This window comes from Deinococcus proteolyticus MRP, assembly GCF_000190555.1.
Taxonomy (GTDB): domain Bacteria; phylum Deinococcota; class Deinococci; order Deinococcales; family Deinococcaceae; genus Deinococcus; species Deinococcus proteolyticus.
Map to the genome: position 1 here is coordinate 1,192,006 of NC_015161.1, position 15,983 is coordinate 1,207,988.

The 15,983-nt window shown below is 66.1% G+C and carries 17 protein-coding genes; 11 read left to right on the forward strand and 6 right to left on the reverse strand.

From position 1 onward, the window contains the following. Positions 1-15 precede the first annotated feature (15 nt). A complete protein-coding gene (locus tag DEIPR_RS05730; RefSeq protein WP_049775082.1) occupies positions 16-495 on the forward strand; it encodes a MarR family winged helix-turn-helix transcriptional regulator in 480 nt (159 codons plus the stop codon). Continuing rightward, the gene (locus DEIPR_RS05735; protein ID WP_013614892.1) at positions 492-1,721 is read left to right on the forward strand and encodes a cytochrome P450; all 1,230 of its coding nucleotides are present in this window, start codon (positions 492-494) and stop codon (positions 1,719-1,721) included. The genes DEIPR_RS05730 and DEIPR_RS05735 overlap by 4 nt, the downstream gene beginning before the upstream one ends. Positions 1,722-1,835: 114 nt before the next feature. On the opposite strand, the gene DEIPR_RS05740 is transcribed toward DEIPR_RS05735, so the two are convergent. From DEIPR_RS05740 to DEIPR_RS05750, 3 genes are all read right to left on the reverse strand, one after another. Continuing rightward, the gene (locus tag DEIPR_RS05740; RefSeq protein WP_013614893.1) at positions 1,836-3,293 is read right to left on the reverse strand and encodes a glycoside hydrolase family 1 protein; all 1,458 of its coding nucleotides are present in this window, start codon (positions 3,291-3,293) and stop codon (positions 1,836-1,838) included. Between the two features lie 40 nt (positions 3,294-3,333). After that, positions 3,334-4,350, reverse strand: a complete 1,017-nt coding sequence (locus tag DEIPR_RS05745) for a GNAT family N-acetyltransferase (protein ID WP_013614894.1) — start codon at positions 4,348-4,350, stop codon at positions 3,334-3,336. A gap of 345 nt (positions 4,351-4,695) precedes the next feature. Then, entirely contained in the window at positions 4,696-5,094 is a 399-nt protein-coding gene (locus DEIPR_RS05750; RefSeq protein WP_013614895.1) for a hypothetical protein, read from the reverse strand. 293 nt (positions 5,095-5,387) lie between these two features. On the opposite strand from DEIPR_RS05750, the gene prfA reads away from it, so the two are divergent. From prfA to DEIPR_RS05770, 4 genes are read left to right on the forward strand one after another with little or no spacing between them, the layout of a single operon-like run. Continuing rightward, complete coding sequence (gene prfA, locus DEIPR_RS05755; protein ID WP_013614896.1) at positions 5,388-6,521, forward strand: peptide chain release factor 1; 1,134 nt, start codon at positions 5,388-5,390, stop codon at positions 6,519-6,521. Next, entirely contained in the window at positions 6,508-6,996 is a 489-nt protein-coding gene (locus DEIPR_RS05760; protein WP_013614897.1) for an NUDIX hydrolase, read from the forward strand. Before prfA ends, DEIPR_RS05760 begins: the two co-directional genes overlap by 14 nt. Before the next feature lies 1 nt (position 6,997). Further along, positions 6,998-7,957, forward strand: coding sequence for an RluA family pseudouridine synthase (locus DEIPR_RS05765; protein ID WP_013614898.1), 960 nt, complete (start codon positions 6,998-7,000; stop codon positions 7,955-7,957). Then, entirely contained in the window at positions 7,945-8,517 is a 573-nt protein-coding gene (locus tag DEIPR_RS05770; protein ID WP_013614899.1) for an endonuclease dU, read from the forward strand. The genes DEIPR_RS05765 and DEIPR_RS05770 overlap by 13 nt, the downstream gene beginning before the upstream one ends. A 220-nt stretch (positions 8,518-8,737) precedes the next feature. Here the strand turns inward: DEIPR_RS05770 and infC are convergent, their stop codons facing one another. Continuing rightward, positions 8,738-9,382: a translation initiation factor IF-3 gene (infC, locus tag DEIPR_RS05775; RefSeq protein ID WP_041221969.1), complete on the reverse strand. Its 645-nt coding sequence runs from the start codon at positions 9,380-9,382 to the stop codon at positions 8,738-8,740. 270 nt (positions 9,383-9,652) lie between these two features. Between infC and DEIPR_RS05780 the strand changes: the two genes are divergently transcribed. The 5 genes from DEIPR_RS05780 to hpt all read left to right on the forward strand — a co-directional run bounded on the left by DEIPR_RS05780 (position 9,653) and on the right by hpt (position 13,917). Continuing rightward, entirely contained in the window at positions 9,653-9,943 is a 291-nt protein-coding gene (locus DEIPR_RS05780; RefSeq protein WP_013614901.1) for a YbaB/EbfC family nucleoid-associated protein, read from the forward strand. A gap of 181 nt (positions 9,944-10,124) precedes the next feature. Further along, positions 10,125-10,721: a recombination mediator RecR gene (gene recR / locus DEIPR_RS05785; RefSeq protein ID WP_013614902.1), complete on the forward strand. Its 597-nt coding sequence runs from the start codon at positions 10,125-10,127 to the stop codon at positions 10,719-10,721. 79 nt (positions 10,722-10,800) lie between these two features. After that, positions 10,801-11,322, forward strand: coding sequence for a hypothetical protein (locus DEIPR_RS05790; RefSeq protein ID WP_013614903.1), 522 nt, complete (start codon positions 10,801-10,803; stop codon positions 11,320-11,322). Between the two features lie 77 nt (positions 11,323-11,399). Beyond that, complete coding sequence (locus DEIPR_RS05795) at positions 11,400-13,319, forward strand: ATP-binding protein (RefSeq protein WP_041221970.1); 1,920 nt, start codon at positions 11,400-11,402, stop codon at positions 13,317-13,319. Between the two features lie 55 nt (positions 13,320-13,374). Continuing rightward, on the forward strand, positions 13,375-13,917 hold the full coding sequence (gene hpt / locus DEIPR_RS05800; protein WP_013614905.1) for a hypoxanthine phosphoribosyltransferase: 543 nt from the start codon (positions 13,375-13,377) through the stop codon (positions 13,915-13,917). Between the two features lie 72 nt (positions 13,918-13,989). Here hpt and DEIPR_RS05805 read toward each other — a convergent pair whose 3' ends face one another. Together DEIPR_RS05805 and purM are read right to left on the reverse strand one after the other, a co-directional pair. Then, a complete protein-coding gene (locus tag DEIPR_RS05805) occupies positions 13,990-14,721 on the reverse strand; it encodes a histidine phosphatase family protein (RefSeq protein ID WP_245532679.1) in 732 nt (243 codons plus the stop codon). After that, positions 14,711-15,754, reverse strand: coding sequence for a phosphoribosylformylglycinamidine cyclo-ligase (gene purM, locus DEIPR_RS05810; RefSeq protein ID WP_013614907.1), 1,044 nt, complete (start codon positions 15,752-15,754; stop codon positions 14,711-14,713). Before purM ends, DEIPR_RS05805 begins: the two co-directional genes overlap by 11 nt. Between the last annotated feature and the right edge of the window lie 229 nt (positions 15,755-15,983).

Here is a 15,983-nt window from a genome sequence, read left to right on the forward strand (position 1 = left end):
TGCATAATGCAATCAGTGAACCGCCTTCCTCCACCGCTGCTGTTCCTGATGAGCTTGTGGGACGCCTGGCAGAGCCTCACCCGCGAGGGCGAAGGGCTGCTGCGTGGGCAGCATGGCCTTTCACTGCGTGAATTTATCGTGCTGAGCTACGTGGGCGGCGGCGATTACCAGCCCAGCGCCCTGGCCGAAGCCCTCGGGGTGCCGCGCTACGACATTAGCCGCACGCTGGCAGGGCTGCAGGCGGCGGAATTGCTCAGCCGCAGTCCCGACCCCGCCGACGCCCGCCGCAGCCACCTGCAACTGACCGAGGCAGGCGAAGTGCGCCGCGCCGCCGCCGAGGCCACCGTGCTGAAGTTCGTGGCGGGCCGCTTGCAAGCGCTGGAGTCCAGCCCCGAGTTGCCCGACGCTCTCTCACTCAGCCGCGCCCTGTTCTCAGTGGCGGGCTCATCCGAATCCCTGTCACCCCATCTTCCACCCAAGGAGAACCTCAAATGACCCACGACCCCGCTACTCCCCCTTCCGGTTGCCCCTTCCACGGCGGCACCCACTCCCTCACCCGCCGCGAGTCGCTGCCGCCGGAGCGCAGCGGGCCGCCCGTTCAGCGCGGCGCAGACGGCGTGTATTCCATCGGTTCATTCGAGCTGTCGCGCCAGATTCTGCGCTCGGATGACGTGGCGCAGGCCGGGTTCATGGCCGAAAGTGCCCGGCAGGCCGGCGGGCTACTGGGCCGCCCGCCCGTGCTGTACGCCGAGGGCGAGCACCACCACGAGATGCGCCGCTCCACCGCCCGCTACTTCACGCCCAAGCACGTGGCCGAGTACCAGCCGTTTATTGCCGCGCTCTCGGACGAGCTGATAGGCGAGCTGTGGCAAAAAGGCGAGCTGAATCTGGACGACCTCAGCCTGCGGCTGGCCGTGCAGGTGGCCGCGCAGGTGATTGGCCTGACCGACTCGGCGCTGCCAGGGATGGAAGGGCGCATCACCGCGTTCGTGGAGTCGGGCGGCGACGGCAACCCAGCCGCAGCAGGCATGAGCGCAGGCAAAGGCATCCTGATGCAGGGCCACACCCTGAACTTTTTCCTGCTGGACGTGAAACCCGCCATCGCCAAACGCCGCCGCCAGCCCAAGGACGACCTGATTTCCTACCTGATTGAGCGCGGCTACAGCGACCTGGAAATTCTGACCGAGTGCCTCACCTACGGCACGGCGGGCATGGTGACCACCCGCGAGTTCATCTCGGCGGCGGCCTGGCACCTGCTGCACAACCCCGAGCTGCGGGCCGAATACCTGCACTCCACCGAAAACGACCGCGTGGCGATTCTGCACGAGATTCTGCGGCTGGAACCGGTCGTCACCCAACTGTTCCGCCGCGTGCTGAACGATATCGAGGTAGGGGGCGAGACCATTCCCGCTGGCTCGGTGGTGGCGCTGAACGTGCAGCAGGCCAACGTGGACGAGACGACGGTGGGCGAGGACGCCGAAAGCCTCTGCCCCCACCGCCCGCTGCCACGCGGCGTGCAGCCCCCGGTGCTGAGCTTTGGCGACGGGCACCACCGCTGCCCCGGGGCCTTCCTGGCAATTCGGGAAGCCGACGTGTTCCTGCGCCGCTTGCTCATCTGGAACGACCTTGAACTGCGGCAGGCCCCCGAAGTCGGCTACAACGAAGTGGTCAAGGGCTACGAGCTGCGCGGGCTCAAGGTGCGCTTCGGCGCAGTCGGTTAGCAGAAGGTAGAGAGTGGAATGCCTGCTAGAAAAGGTCCAGCAGGCATTCTTCTGGCGAAGCCGCACCAGTCCGGCCACCGAAAATACGAATCTCTTGCTGTGAGCTGACCCAGGCTACTTTGAATGGGCCGCCTTGGCCGCTGAGCTGCCGTCCAGCAGGCTGGCGCCGTTGCTGGCAATCACCTCGCGGTACCACTCGAACGAATCCTTGCGAATACGCCGTAGGCTGCCCTCACCAGCATCGTCGCGGTCCACATAAATCAGGCCGTAGCGCTTGCTCATTTGCCCGGTAGACATACTCACGCAGTCCAGGCAACCCCACGGCGTAAAGCCCATCACTTCCACACCGTCCTCGTTGATGGCCGCGTGAACCTGCCGCAGGTGGGCGGCCAGATACTCGCTGCGGTAAGGGTCGTGAATGCGGCCATCGGCTGTCAGCTCATCGTAAGCGCCCAGGCCGTTTTCCACCACGAAGATAGGTTTGTGGTAGCGGTCATTCAGTTCGTTCAGCGCGAGCCTCAGGCCGACTGGGTCAATCTGCCAGCCCCAGTCGGATTCGGTCAGATAAGGATTGCGGAAGCCACCGGCAATGTTGCCGTGCGAGATTTCGCCGCCTTCTTGATGACTGGCAACCACCGACATGTAGTAGCTGATACCGATGTAATCCACCGTGCCGCGGGCCAACAGTTCAGCGTCTCCAGGCTGAAGATTCAGCGTGACTCCCTTTTCACGCAGGAACGCTGCCGCCCAACTGGGGTAGCGCCCATGCACCTGCACTTCGGGAAACAGCCAGTGCGGGCGCATCATCTGCACGCGGGCCAGGGCGTCTTCGGGGTGACAGGTCTGCGCGTAGGTCGTGGGATACAGCATCATCATGCCCACCTGCGAACGTGGCGAATACTGGCGGGCCAGTTCCACCGCCCGCGCCGAAGCCAGCAGTTGGTGGTGCGCCGCTTGATAAATCACCGAGTCGCGGTGGTCTTCCGCGCCGAAACGCAGCCCCGCTGGCACAAAAGGAAACAGCGTAATGGCATTGATTTCATTGAAGGTCAGCCAGTGCTCCACGCGGTCACCCAGCCGGGAAAATACGCTCTCGCTGTAGCGCGCAAAGAACTCCACCAGACGGCGGTCACGCCAGGCCCCGTAACGCTCGACCAGGCCATACGGCACCTCATAATGCGAAAGCGTCAGCACCGGGCGAATACCGTGCGCGAGCAACTCGTCTACCAGACGGTCGTAGAAGTCCAGCCCGGCCGCGTTCGGCTCCGTTTCGTCTCCGTTCGGGAAGATGCGGCTCCAGTTGACCGAGGTGCGGAAAGCGCGGAAGCCCATTTCGGCAAACAGAGCAATATCCTCGCGGTAGCGGTGGTAGAAATCCACCGCCCCGTGCGAGGGGTAAAAGCGCCCTGGCTGCACTCCATCGGTGTAGTCACGCGGCACTTCACGGCTGCCTGCGGTGGCGACGTCAGCGGTGCTCGGGCCTTTGCCACCCTCGTTCCAGGCCCCTTCCACCTGATTGGCCGCGACTGCGCCACCCCACAGAAACCCTGGCGGAAAAGCTAGGTCAGTCATGCCGCTCAGTATGCGCCGCAGAGGTGACGGGGCGGAGCGGTCATTCGGTCAGCCGCACCTCCCACTCGCTCACCGTCGCGTAGGGCACGAAGCCCAGGGCCACATTCAGGGCGTTCATGGCGTCATTTTCCTCGGCCACGTTGGTCTTGATGGAGGCGGCTCCCGGTGCGGCCTCGCGCAGCCAGAGCAGCATGGCGGCCTTGACCCAGCGGCCCAGGCCCAGGCGGCGGCTCTCACGGCGCACGGCGGTCGCTCCCTGGTACACCAGCGCGGCGCGGTCTGGTCCCCAGTAGGTTTCGCTGTAGGCGACCAGTTTGCCGCTGCGGGTGTCCTCTACCGCGACCAGGAAACGGGTTTCGCCGTCCAGTGCGACCTGCTCCTCACGCTCGCGAATGTGCTGCGGCGTGTAGACCAGCTCGCCCAGCTCCGAGTCTCCCTTCGGCATGTCGTTGATGACCGCTTGCAGGTCGGCCATCCTTTCCAGATACTCGTCAGGGACGCGGGTCCAGCGGTGCAGCAGATAGGGGTCAGCGGTGGGGCGGGCCGTCCAATCCGTTAGCAGCTTCTCAGGAACGGCGGCCAGTTCCAGCCGCACCGTGGAATTGCTGAGGGTCTGCCGAAAGCCTGCCCCACGTAGGAACTGCAGGAAGCCAGGGTAACTTTCCACGCCCCAGGCCCCCAGCACGCTTACGCCCCGCGCCTGCGCTTCGGCTCTGGCAACTTGCCACAGCGCGGCCCGGAGCGCCTCGCCGTGCCCCGCGTCCTCAGCGGCGGGCTGAGTGAGCAGGTAAAGAGCGGCCCAGTGGGTGTTGTGCTCCTGGCTGCCGGTCAGTTGCGCCCAGGCCAGCGCCTGTTCACCATCAAAGATGGCCCAGTTCACACACCACTCGCTCTGCGGTCCCGCAAATAAGTTCTCGGCTTCGGTAGCAGCCGTCAGCGGCGGCTCTTGCGGCCAGCTGCGGCGGTAGCGCTCGGCCAGCAGGTGCCCCACGCTCAGGCGCTGCGCGGGAGTGATGGTTTCAGGGGTAATCACAGCGGCAGTAAATTGGGTAGACATACAGTCTGCCTCCAGACAAATAGACCTCTTGCGAAAGTGGGGTTCGGGCCGCCCCGAATCCCCGCTTTTGCCGAGCTGGGCGAGTATGAGCAAACCAATTTGGAATGCATGGGCGACTTTTGCAAGAAGTCTAATGAAAGAGGGCGGCTACTTAGGCCACCCTCTTTCAGCCCGGAGGCAGCCAGGAGCTAGAGGCTCGGCTGCGGCTGGGTGGCGCGGACAGGGGTGTAGATGTTGATGTTGTCCATACGCCACCTCTTGGTCTCAGGGCCATCATTTGACTGCTTGCCGCAGTCAGGCCCGAAGTGTGAGCAATTTAGCAAACGGTGTTCGCGGGCACAAGCTTCACCCCTGCAAGCTCCGCACGTAATAGTTGCCGATGAAAAAGGTCATGGCCGTAAAGGCCAGCGAAGCCACGGTAAGCCCCGCCGCCCACCGCGCCCGGGCGGCCTCGTCCCGTAGCGGCAGCCAGTAGAACAGCATCAGCAGGCCCACCGCGCCGATACCGCCGAGGTAATGCACGTACTTTTGCAGCACCCCCATCCCCTGGTCCAGCAGCTTGATGCCGACCAGCGCCTGCAAGAGCAGCAGCACCTGCAGCGCCATCATGGAGGCGGCCGCTGCCGGGGTGAACTGGCCCCGCCGGGCGCTCAGCAGGGTCAGCACCGCCGTGACCAGTGCCGCGAGCAGGGTGAGGCCCCCGGCCGCCTGGTGCAGCGCCGGCTGAATAATGAATTCGTCCATACTTGCTCCTTCCGGCCCTGAGCGCGGGCCCAGAAAATATACTTACTTACCGTACGGTAAGACAGGTAGAAAATCAAGAGAGTTCTTGGCGCTGCAAAAGCCAGCAGTTGTGGAGTCCAGCGGCGCTGGCCTTAGCCCCGGCTCCAGCCCGACTTGGGCCAGGCCGTATCCTGCCCTGCTCCCCCGTTCCTCATGGACACAGCCGGTACACTGTCTCTCATGCAAGCTGTGTACTTCTCTCAACAATTTCCCGGAGCCGGCCCGGAACGTGAACCGGACGACTGGGGGCCAGGATGCTAAGCCCGCGCCTCTCCGAACTGGTGTCCGAATTCGGCATGGTCGAGCGCGCCCTGGGCGACCCTGCCGTGCTGGCTGAAGGTGGCCGCGAATACACCCGGCTGACCCGCCGCCACCGCGAACTGTCGCCGCTGGTCACGCTGTACCGTGAATATGAGACGCTGGGCCAGGAGCAGCAGGACAGCCGCGAACTGTTGGCCGATCCCGAGCTGCGCGAAATGGCCCAGGCCGAGCTGGAGCGCATCAGCGCGCGGCTGGCTGAAGTGGAAAGCGAGCTGGAGGTGCTGCTTTTGCCCACCGACCCACTGGACCCGAACGACGCGGTGCTGGAAATCCGCTCCGGGGCAGGCGGGGCCGAGGCTGCCCTGTTCGCCGCCGACCTGCTGCGGATGTACAGCCGCTACGCCGAAAGCGCTGGTCTGCGCCTGGAAGTGCTGGACAGCAACGAGAGCGACCTGGGCGGCTTTGCCAAGGTGGTGGCGGAGGTCACGGGCGAATTCGCCTACCGCACCCTGAAGTGGGAAAGCGGTGTCCACCGTGTGCAGCGCGTGCCGGCCACCGAGTCGCAGGGCCGCATCCACACCAGCACGGTGACAGTGGCGGTGCTGCCGCAGGTAGAGCAGAGCGAGGTGCAGCTGGACCTGAGCGAAGTGCGCATTGACGTGTTCCGCTCACAGGGCGCGGGCGGCCAGAGCGTGAACACCACCGACTCGGCGGTGCGCGCCACCTACCGCGCCGGCACCCCCGACGAAATCATGGTGGTCTGCCAAGATGGCCGCAGCCAGATCAAGAACCGCGAAAAGGCGCTGATGATTCTGGCCTCCCGCCTGGCCGAGCGCGAGCGTGAAAAGCAGCAGGCCAGCGAACGCGAAGCCCGCTCCAGCCAGATTGGCAGCGGCGACCGCTCAGAAAAGGTCCGCACCTACAACTATCCCCAAAACCGCGTGACCGACCACCGGCTGGAAGGCGAAACCAAGAATTTCCCGCTGGAAACAGTTATCGGCGGAAGGTTGGAAGAACTGGTGGGTGCCCTGGCCCGTCAGCAGCGCGAACAGCAACTGCTGGACATGGCCGAGGGGACAGGCGCAGACGCCGGGGCAGACAGGAGCGCCCAGCGTGCCTCGGCGTGACCTGCTGGTGGCCGCCGGAATCCTGCGCGACCGCTTCGGCCGGGTGCTGCTGGTAGGCAACGACTGGCAGGGCCAGGGCCGCGTGCGCTACACGCTGCCCGGCGGCGTGGTGGAACCGGGCGAAACGCTGCTGGAAGCCCTCTACCGCGAAATCTGGGAGGAGACGGGCCTCAAGCTGACCGGCATCGCGCACATGGTCTACACCGTGCACATCGAGGACGAGCGGCGCGGCGAGCGGGCGATTGCGGTGGCGTTCGAGGCCACCTGGGAGGGCCTGCTGAACCCGAGCGACCCCGACGGCTTTATCACCGAGGCCCGCTTCTGCACCCCCGAGGATGCGGGCGAGCGCCTCGACTCACCGCCGATGCGGGAGCCACTGCTGGACTACCTACGCACCGGGGAACCGGGCCGCTTCTACGCCTTCAAGGGCTGGGACGGGCGCGGCGGCCTGCGGATTCCGGCGCTGAAAGGTTGATGTGACTGAGCCGCAGCAAACCCAGACCTACACCGCTACCGCAGGCCGCCTGGACGCCGTCGCCGCCGAGCTGACCGGCGAGAGCCGCTCACAGGTGGCGCTGTGGATTGCCGCGGGCAGAGTGGAAGTGGAGGGCAAAGCCGCCACCAAAGCCAGCCACAAGCTGCGCGGCGGGGAAGCGCTGCACATCTCTCCCCCGCCGCCCGCCGACCTTAGCGTGCAGCCCGAGCAGGTGCCGCTGGACGTGCTGTACGAGGACGACGCCCTGATTGCCGTGAATAAGCCCCCAGGCATGGTCACCCACCCCGCGCCAGGCGTGGTCAGCGGCACGCTGGTCAATGCGCTGCTGGGCCGCCTAGAACTCCCGCAGCAGTCCGACCATGACAGCCCTGCAGGCTACCGCCCTGGCATCGTGCACCGGCTCGACAAGGACACCAGCGGCGTGATTGTGGTGGCGAAAACGGTGCAGGCCCACGCGGCCCTCAGCGCCAGTTTCAAAGCCCGCGAAACGCAAAAGGTGTACCTGGCGATTGCGGCAGGCGAGTGGAAAGCCCAGACGCCAGCCAAGGTGGATGCCCCGATAGGTCGCCATCCCGTACAGCGCCAAAAGATGACTGTGGGCGGCGCGAACCCCCGCGACGCGCAGACCCGCTTCGTACCACTCAGCCACCACCCGGACGGGCACGGGCGCACGCTGGCACTGGTCCGCTGCGAGCCGCGTACAGGGCGCACCCACCAGATTCGAGTACACCTGGCGCACTTAGGCAGTCCTATCGTGGGCGATGCGGTCTATGGCCGCGAGAGTCAGGCCATGCCGCGTCAGGCCCTGCACGCCTGGCAACTGACCCTTCCCCATCCGGTGACCCAAGAGCCGCTGCACCTGACCGCTCCCCCGCCCGATGACCTGCTGGATGCCTGGGTGGCACTGGGCGGGCACTTACCCACCGAATTGCTCCGCTGATACGCCTGCACCATGCCATCGGCTTTGACGACGCGCCATTTGACCGCAGCCACAGGGGAAATGTGCGGGTCATAGGGGCCAGCCACAGCGGGCGCACCCTGCACGGGGTGGTCAGCGGGCAGGTGCGGCGTGATGGGCAGAACAGCACCTGCGAACTGACCCGCCTGGTGGCAGGCTACGGTGGGGACCACCTGGGCCTGATTCTGCTGCAAGGCATCGCGCTGGCGGGGTTCAACGTGGTGGATCTTCACACGCTACATAGGGAGACAGGCCTCCCCGTGCTGGTGGTGGCCCGCCGCCCACCTGACCTGACCCGCATCCGCGCCGCGCTGCTGGAGCAGGTACCCGGCGGTGAGCGCAAGTGGCGGCTAATCCAGCGAGCAGGGGAAATGGAACCCTGCGGTGGCGTGTGGGTGCAGCGCGTGGGCCTCAGCCTGAACGACTCACAGGCGGCCCTCACGGCGCTGACCGTCACAGGCCGCGTCCCCGAACCGCTGCGGGCCGCTCACCTGATTGCGGGCGGTGTGGCGCAGGGGCGCAGCACTCGGCAGCGGGTCTGAAGCATTTGACGGGATAAAGGACGGGGGCGACCCTCCAGCTTAGACACTCAATGTCAATCAGAAAAAGACGTGTCCTGAACGATGCTTTTAACCTCTGCCCACTTGTGGGGGAGGCTGGGTGGGGGGTGGAAGGCGCTAGCTTCCCCGTGTCTGCGACGTCAAAAACCCCCACCGTGAGGCAGGGGCCTTATTCGCCACTCTCGGGCTTAAGCGTTCGGGCTTAGGCGTTGGCGCTGGCCGCTTCGGTTTCGGCTTCAGGAGTAGCCTGGGCCTCGGCAGCGTCTGCAGCGGCTTCTTCAGCCTCGATGGCTTCGATGTCCTCGGCCTTCACGTTCTTCTTGACTGCGCCGGGCTTGGGAGCCATCACCATGTTCATATCCATGCCCATCATGCTGGGCTTGCTCTCGGGCGCGCCAATATCCTGCAGCGTCTCGGCCACGCGCACCAGGATGCGCTCACCCAGCTCAGGGTGGGTGCGTTCACGGCCGCGGAACATGATGGTGACCTTGACCTTGTGGCCGGCTTCCAGGAAGCGGCGCACGTGATTGGTCTTGGTCTTGAAGTCGTTGTCGTCGATCTTGACGCGGTACTTGATCGACTTGACTTCCTGCGAGCGGGCCCGCTTGCGGTTTTCCTTTTCGTTCTGCTGCTGCTCGTAGCGGAAGCGGCCATAGTCGAGCAGTTTGCAGACCGGCGGCACAGCCTGCGGGCTGACCATCACCAGATCCAGATTCTTTTCCCGCGCCATGCGCAGGGCGTCCCTGGTATCAATGATTCCGACCTGCTCTCCATCCGCCCCAATCAGGCGAATCTGACGGACCCTAATCTGCTCGTTGACCTTATGATCTTTCGCTATAGCTATCACCTCCGCACGCCGCTTCTGCGCTGTACTCGCGGGCACAGGTGCGCAGGAGCAGCGGCTATGTTCGGCCGTGTGTGGCCTGAAATACTGTAAATACTGTGGCCCGTTCGCCACGCGTCCCGCACTGCCGTTCAGGCGGGGCGACTGAAGTTCAGTTTAGCACGGCCCATTTGCGGCTCCATGACATGCTCCAGGGCAGGTACGGGAAAAAGAAGGGGCGCCGCAGCCACCGCTGGAAGCCGCGGTAAGGTCCAGTGCTCTAAACTGCCTGGCATGGACATGAAACGTCTGATGAAGCAAATGCAGCAAGCCCAGAGCGCCGCCAACCGCATCCAGGAGGACCTGGCCGCCAAGACGGTGGAAGGCACCGCCAGCGGCCTGGTCCGCGTGACCATGAACGGCCACGGCAAAGTGCAGAGCCTCAAGATCGACCCGCAGGCCGTGGACGGCGACGACGTGGAAGCGCTGGAAGACCTGATTCTGGCCGCCATTCAAGACGCCGCCGGTCAGGTGGACGACCTGCAACAGGAAGCCACCCGCGGCCTGTCCATTCCCGGTTTCTGAGGCCCGGACCTGCCCCCAGCCCCTGCCCACGCGGCGGGGGCTTTTCGGTTGCTGAGTGGTGTGGGCTGGAGCCTGACCGTCCCCCGGGCCCTTCGCCCTACGCTATCAGGCCGCAAGGTCCGACGTCAGCAACCTTCTGCCGGCAACCATCTGCCCAGCCATCAGGCGCTACCCTGTTCCGGTGAAATATCCCCCCAGTCTGGTCGCCCTGATTCGTGAACTGTCACGCCTGCCCGGCATCGGGCCCAAGAGTGCGCAGCGGCTGGCCTTCCACCTGTTCGAGCAACCAGCAGAAGATATCGAGCGGCTCTCGGCGGCGCTGCTGGCCGCCAAGTCGGAGCTGCACACCTGTCCGGTGTGCTTCAACATCACCGACGCGGAACTGTGTGACGTGTGCAGCGACCCCAGCCGGGACCAGAACCTCATTTGCGTGGTCGAGGAACCCGGCGACGTGATTGCGCTGGAACGCAGCGGCGAGTATCAGGGGCTGTACCACGTGCTGCACGGCGTCCTGAGCCCGATGAACGGCGTGGGCCCCGAACAGCTGCACATCAAGGAGCTGCTGCCGCGTGCCCGCGAGGGGCTGGAAGTGATTTTGGCCACCGGCACCACGGTAGAAGGAGACGCCACCGCCCTGTACCTGCAGCGCTTGCTGGAGCCGCTGGGCGCAGAAGTCAGCCGCATCGCCTACGGGTTGCAGGTAGGCTCGGCGCTTGAATATGCCGACGAGGTCACTCTGGGCCGCGCCCTGCTGGGACGGCAGAAAATTCGCGGCTGAGCCAGCCTGGGGCCGGCGGTGAACCGTTCCAACCCGAGCAGCTGGCAACATGATGACATTATGTCAATAAATTAAATGCATGTTAAGCGCGCAGGATTTGCTGGTGGCCCTCAAACTGCTTCAGGAAGACGCTCCGACCCATTCGTACGCCTTGCTGGGCAAAACGCTGGGACTGAGCCAGGCGCAGGTGCAGCAGGCCTACGCCCACCTGACCGATGCACGGCTGCTGCGCAGCGGGAGCTCTGCCCCCGTCCGTGCAGCGCTGGTCAACGTGCTGGTCAAAGGAGTGCCGTACTTTCTGCCGGCGCCGCAGCGAGACGAGCAGGTGGTGCGGGGAGTGGCGACCGGGTGTTCCGTGGCTCCTCTGCCCGGTACCGAAGCCTCGCCGCTGGTCTGGCCGACCGAAGAAGGCGACGCCGAAGGATTCGCCGTGGAGCCGCTGTGCCCGGAAGCGGTGGGGGCCGCCCGCTGTGACCAGCGCCTGCACCACCTGCTGGCCCTGACCGACCTTGTCCGCAGCCACCGTTCCAGCCTCAAGGAGCGCAGCCTGGCTGCCCAGCGCTTGGAACACGCGATTCTGGAGCCGGTCGCCACTTACTGACACCGAGCGCTGCCCACAGCCGCCGGGCAGGAGGGCCACGCGGCAGGGGCGGCGCAGCAGAGGCTACACTGTGCCGAGTGACGGACGCCGCTTCTCCCCCCTCTGCCCTTTCCCCGCTGGGTGCCGCGCCCCCACCGGGTCCCGAATGCATTCACCTGGGCGCCTCGGTGCTCCCCGAGGAACTGGCCCGCTACGCCGTGGGCCTGGCGAATGCGCGGGGCGGCACCATTCTGGTAGGTGTGGGCAGCGAGGGCGAAGAAGGAGTGCAGGACCTGCACCCGCTGATGCTCACGCACGCCATCTTCGAGCTGTCGGGCGGGCGGCTGAGCGTGAATGTGCAGAGCCACCGCCAGCCCGGTGGCCGCGAAGTGCTCTCGGTGTTCGTGCCGCGTGCGCCCTATGTGCTGTCGGACCCCAGCGGCGCGGTGCTGGCCTGGGACGGTCAGCATCTGGTGCCGGTGTCGCAGGCCGAAGCCGAGCCTGTGGCCGACGCCGACTACACCGCCACCATCCCGCCCGATGCCTCGCTAGCGGACCTGGACCCTGCCGAGGTGGGCCGCCTGCGCCTGTTTGCCGAGCGCAGTGGGGGCCAGCGGGCCGCCCCCATTGCGGGCCTGCCCGATATTGATTTCCTGCGGGAGCTGGGCCTCATCGCGCCGAGTGGCGGGGCGCTGCGGCCCAATCTGGCGGGCATCCTGCTGGCAGGCACACCTGCCGCCATTCGGGCGCACATTCCGCAGGCCGAAGTGTGCTTTTACCATCACCAGACGCTGGATGTGGAGTTCCATTTCCGCGAAGACCTGCTGCGGCCTATCCCCGCGACCCTGAGCCGCCTGGCAGAGCTGATTCAGGCCCGCAACCGCTTTACGCCGGTGCAGGTGGGGCTGTTCCGCATTGAGGTCTGGGAGCAGGACGAAACCGTGTACCGCGAGGCGCTGCTCAACGCGCTCACCCACCGCGATTACCAGTCGCGGGACGCGGTGCATGTGCATCTGTACCCCAATCGCCTCGACATTCTCAATCCTGGGGGCCTGCCTGGGGGCATCACGCCGGGCAACATCCTGCGGCACCAGCCCAAGCGCCGCAATCCGCTGCTGGCCGAAGTGCTGGCCCGTCTGGGCCTGATTGAGCAAGCGGGCGTGGGTGTGGACAAGATGTTTGGCCTGATGCTGCGGCACGGCAAGGAGCCACCGGAGTTCACCACCTATCCCGACGCCGTCGAACTCAGCCTGCACTCGATGGGGTTCGACGCCGAGTTCGTGCGGTTCGTGGCCCGCAAGCAGGAAGAACTGCAAACCCTGTCGCTCGACATGCTGATTGTGCTGAGCGTGCTGGCCCGCGAGGGCGAGGCCACCCGCGCCGAGCTGGCCCGCGCCCTGCAACTGGCCGAGGACCGCACCCCACGGCTGCTGCGCCAGATGGAAGACATCGGGCTGATTGAGCGGGCGGGCGTGGGGCGCGGCATCGCCTACCTGCTGGGCGAGGAAGCGCGGGAAGCCTTGCAGCGGGCCAATCTGCGGCAGGCCATGCAGGCGCCGGCGCCTGTCCCGGTGGCTGCCCCTGCCGTGCCCAGCGGCCCCAACCTGTGGTCCGGCGGCTGGGGCAAGTCACTACCGGCCACCGCAGTGCAGCTGCGGCCGGCCAGCCAGCTGCCAGTGGGCGAGATTCCAACTGCTGCGGAGCAGGAGGAACAAGCACCGCGTCAGGCCACCATGCCCCCTGCTCCCCGCTCTGACCTGACGCAGCCTCCCGCAGCCCTTACGAGCAGGGACGCCGCGCACCTGCATGGCCCCAGCCGCGCCGAGATCCGCGCTATCGCACTGGCCCTGGCCCGCGAAAAGGGTGCCGTCTGCAACGCCGACCTGCGGGGAGCCTGTGGCCTGACGCAGCCGCAGGCGTGGCGGGTGCTGCGCGGCCTGGTGCAGAGCGGCCACCTGGAACGCACGGGCGGGGGCCGCAGCGCCGCCTACCAGCTGCCGGGACGTGGGCAGAGCTGAGCCGGCCGGGACCTGGCCTATCCCCCAAAGCTAAAGCGGGTGTTAAGCTGTCGCCATGAGTCATCAGCCGGGGCAAGGTCCCGTTCAAATCACCACCGAAGAAATTCAGGCCCGCATTCAGGAACTGGCCCGCAAAATCGAGGCCGATCACGCGGGCCGCGTGCCTCACCTGATTTGCGTTCTTAACGGTGCGTTTCCCTTTTTCGCCGACCTGGTCCGCGCCATTCAGATGCCGGTCACGGTAGATTTCCTGCAGGCCAGCTCGTACGGCGACGCCCAGGAATCCACCGGCGAGGTCAAGCTGGTCAAAGACCTGCAGTTCCCTATCAAGGACCGCGACGTGATTGTGGTGGAAGACATCGTGGACACGGGCCTGACCCTCAAGTACCTGATGCAGTACCTCGAAGGCCGCCATCCCTCTTCTCTGCGCATCGCCTCGCTACTGTCCAAACCCTCGCGCCGCAAGGCCGAAATCACCATCGATTATCTGGGATTCACCATTCCCAACGCCTACGTATACGGCTTCGGGCTGGACCGCGCCCAACTGGACCGCAACCTGCCCTTCATCACCTCGGAAGAACCGGGCAGCGACGAGTAACGCCGCCCTACGGCGCCCCGTACAGAGCAGCCCCGCCAGGAATAAAGTGGCGGGGCTACTTCTGCCGGTGCCTCAGGTGACCGGACCGGCCGGCCCACGGCTGTCACGCGTTTCCAGCAGACCCTCAAGGTGGGCGTCGTCGTTGAAGCCCAGGAGCGTGCCGTGTCCGTCGGCCAGGATGACGCGGGTAAGAGAAGCGTTGGCCACCGACAGCCGCGACCAGACCTGACGCCCGGCCTCCTCTCCCAGCGCCAGCCCCACGGCCACCCGCACCAGGCCACCGTGGGTCACGACCAGAATGCGCCCGCCAGGATGCCGCTCACGCAGGGCATCGAACACCCTGCGGCTGCGCACGAACAGGTCGCGCATGCTTTCGCCGCCGGGCCGGCAGGTGGACCAGGGGTCGCGGCGCAGGTCGGCCAGGTACTCGGGAAACTGCCGGGCGATTTCCGCAGAAGTCAGGCCCGCCAGTTCACCCACCTGAATCTCGCGCAGGCCCGGTTCCAGCTGCACGGGTGGCGCTCCGTCCAGCGCGGCGGCCAGCTCCTGGGCCGTGACGCGGGCCCGCTCCAGGTCGCTGGAATACACGGCCGCAAACTGCCGGCCCGCCAGCCGCTGGGCCAGCGCCGCCACCTGCTGCTCGCCCAGCGGGCTGAGGGGCACATCGGTCTGGCCCTGATAGCGGCCCGAGGCGTTCCAGCTGCTCTCGCCGTGCCGCACCACCCAGAATTCGGCGGCGGCACCGCCGGGCAGCTGAAAGCCAAAAGGAGCCCGCGGCGCCCTGCCGTCCAACTTATTCTCCAAGGGTCACGCCCTGTCCCTTCACCATTTCCCCGATGACCCAGGGCTGCTCGCCGGCCCCACGCAGGGCAGCCAGGGCCTCTTCCCGCTGCGCCGCCGGCACGATAAACAGGAAGCCCACGCCCATGTTCAGGGCACGGAACGCCTCGCGGCGCTCCACTCCGGCCCGCTGCACAATCAGTTCAAACACCGGCGGCACCGTCCAGCTGCTCAGGTCCACCTGCATACCGATGCCCTGCGGGAACACGCGGGGCGGATTGTCCACCAGACCGCCGCCCGTGATGTGGCCCATGCCGCGCACGTCCACCCCAGCCGCTTCCAACGCATCAAACGCCTTCAGATAAGCGCGGTGCGGCACGGTGAGCAGGTCTTCCAGCCGCTCGCCGTTCAGGTCGGCGCGGGCTTCGGTCCAATTGAGGTCGTCCAGCGCCATGCGGGCCAGCGAGTAGCCGTTGGTGTGCAGGCCGCTGCTCGGCAGGGCAATCACGCTGTCCCCGGCCTCGATTCGCCGCCCGTCAATCAGGTTGGGTCGGTCCACCGCGCCCACAATCGTGCCCACGATGTCGAGTTCGCCTTCCACATATACGCCGGGCATTTCGGCCGTTTCGCCGCCCAGCAGCGCCACACCCAGCGCCTCGCAGGCGGTCGCCGCGCCGGTCACGACCTCGGCCACCCGCTCGGGCGAGAGCCGGCCCATTGCCACATAATCCAGAAAAATCAGTGGGCGGGCGCCCTGCACCAGAATGTCGTTCACGCAGTGGTTCACGATGTCCTGGCCCAGTCCGCCGAAGCGCCCGGTCCGCACCGCCACCTTGGTTTTGGTGCCTACCCCGTCGGTACTGGCCACCAGCACCGGGTCTTCCATGCCCTTCAGCCCACTCAGGCTGAACAGCCCCCCGAAGCCGCCGATGCCGCCCAGTACGGCGGGTGTGTGGGTGCGGGCCACCGCATCTTTCATCAGTTCCACGGCGCGGTGGCCGGCGTCGATATCCACGCCGGCGCGGGCGTAAGCGCTCTGCTCGTTTCTGGCATCCATTGGCCTACAGCATAAAGGATGAGTAAAGCGGGCGTCGGCCCTGACTGCGGGCGGTGGAAGTCACTTTGCAGCGGCGTCCCCACCGGTGTGAACCCATGCGGACCGGACTCGGCAGAGTCAACTCGTGGGAAAAGAGTCGCCGTGCTCCTGCACTGCGTGGCCCTGCACCTGCAACCGCCTGACTTCCCCCGGAAAAGTCAGGGCCGACATCCCCATTGTCCCCGCATTT